General features: G+C 28.6%; 2 protein-coding genes. Both read left to right on the top strand.

The features are described from left to right. The first annotated feature begins 96 nt into the window (after positions 1–96). Positions 97–732: a hypothetical protein gene (locus ACYPV9_RS14210; RefSeq protein ID WP_459744825.1), complete on the top strand. Its 636-nt coding sequence runs from the start codon at positions 97–99 to the stop codon at positions 730–732. Positions 733–901: 169 nt separating this feature from the next. Further along, positions 902–1,549 carry a DUF4279 domain-containing protein gene (locus ACYPV9_RS14205; RefSeq protein ID WP_459744823.1) on the top strand — a complete coding sequence of 216 codons (648 nt, stop codon included), beginning with the start codon at positions 902–904 and terminating at the stop codon, positions 1,547–1,549. The last annotated feature ends 219 nt before the right edge of the window (positions 1,550–1,768 follow it).

Below are 1,768 nucleotides of genomic sequence, written 5' to 3'. Positions count from 1 at the left end.
TAAAACACCAAATATGGTATATAAATTATCAGCTTAATTCAATTTTAACCTGTAGCCATATTTCAGGACAAGACAGCGCAAAGCAACACTCAAAAAATGGCTATTTGGCAATATCAACTTACTGTTATTCCTAAACAATCTGTTTTGGAAAAATTTGGAAAAATTCCAAATAAACTTGAAGTTAATGAAGATGCTTGGGAGAAATATTGGGAAAATGTAATTGATATTGAAAATTTGCCTGAACCTAATTTTGAAGATGTAAATACAATCAATTGGTGGAAAAATTCTAAAATAAAAAAATCGGAGCTAGTTGAAAATATTGACAAACTTGTTAAAAGAGTAGAATGGAGTAAAGGCTATTTGGAATCAATCAGTTGGAAAGGAAATGAAAATCTTGAAGAAGACAATGATTGTTTTATAGCATTTAATAAATACTCTAGAGTTATTGAAGAATTTAGCTTTAGAGTTGACTTGAGAAAGAAAAGAAATATTGAAAATTTCCTAACTGGAATACTTGAAATTTGCGAGAAAAAAGAACTTATAGTTTATAATAATGAAGGAATTTTGTTTCTACCTAAACTTGAATTAATAATTGGAGATTTAAAGAATTCTAGATCTGTAGATTTTTTAACGAATCCCGAGAAATTTGTTGAAAAAATAGCTAAAAAAGAAAATAAAAGTAAAATTGAAAAAACTAACTTTTGGAATAAACTGAAACAATTTTGGAATTAAAAAGCCAGTGCCTAACACCGTACAAAATTAATTGCTTGCTTTTTGCCTACTTGCGAAAATCCTCGCGGATTTTCTTTCTCAGTAATTATTTAGTAAATTTAGTGCTTAAACCACGCAACTAACCTTGTACAAACACGTTGTAAGTAATACAAAAAAAATCGAGAACACATTGAAAAACGAGCTAATAAGAAAAGCTATTTCAGAAATAGAAAACCCAACTTTCGGAACGACTGAACAACTTCTTGAAGTTCTTAATGTAGAAAAGGAGAATGGAAAACTTAAAGTTGAGCGAGTAGACTTTGAATCTTTAGATGAAACAAATGTTGTTTATTTTAGAGTAAAAAATGAACCGTTTTTTTTGAGTGTTTATTTCTATAAAGAAAATAATGAAATAGCGAATGTCGGAACAGAAAATGGAAATCAAGTTTATTTTACAGCAACATCCGAAAATCTGACTTTTAAGCAACTTTCGGAATTGACAAAATTAAGCGGACTTAAAGGTTGGAGCGTAAATGATGATAGAAAAATTGGAAAAGGAAAATATAGTTTTAGTCGTTTATCATTTGAGCCAATTGAAAGTAGAGCTTATGATTTAGATACGAAACTAAAACTACTCTTAACTGAATTGGAAAAAAATTTTGACGGAATAATAAAACTGACTGAAATGGCTGATACTGGAATTACAATTCATCATCAACAATACATTAGCGGAAATATGGCAATTAATTTTGATATAGAAACAATTAACCGTTTAAGTAAACTAAATTTAGGAATTGAAATAGATCAATATGTTTATGGAAATGAATTTAAAATATAGTGCTAAAAAGTACTACTTACAACACCATATATAATTTATTGCTGGCTTATTGCTCACTTACGAAAGTCCTCTCGGACTTTCTTTGTCAGTAATTATTTACTAAATTAGTTGCTTAAACCACGCAACAAACCATATATAAACACGTTGCCAAAAACTGTTCTCACTCAAACTCTGAAAATGGAATTTATAAAAAAGTTTTGAATTCAAAAATGTTAAACA

Source organism: Polaribacter sp. OB-PA-B3, assembly GCF_054589375.1.
This window is presented reverse-complemented; position numbering and strand designations above follow the sequence as displayed.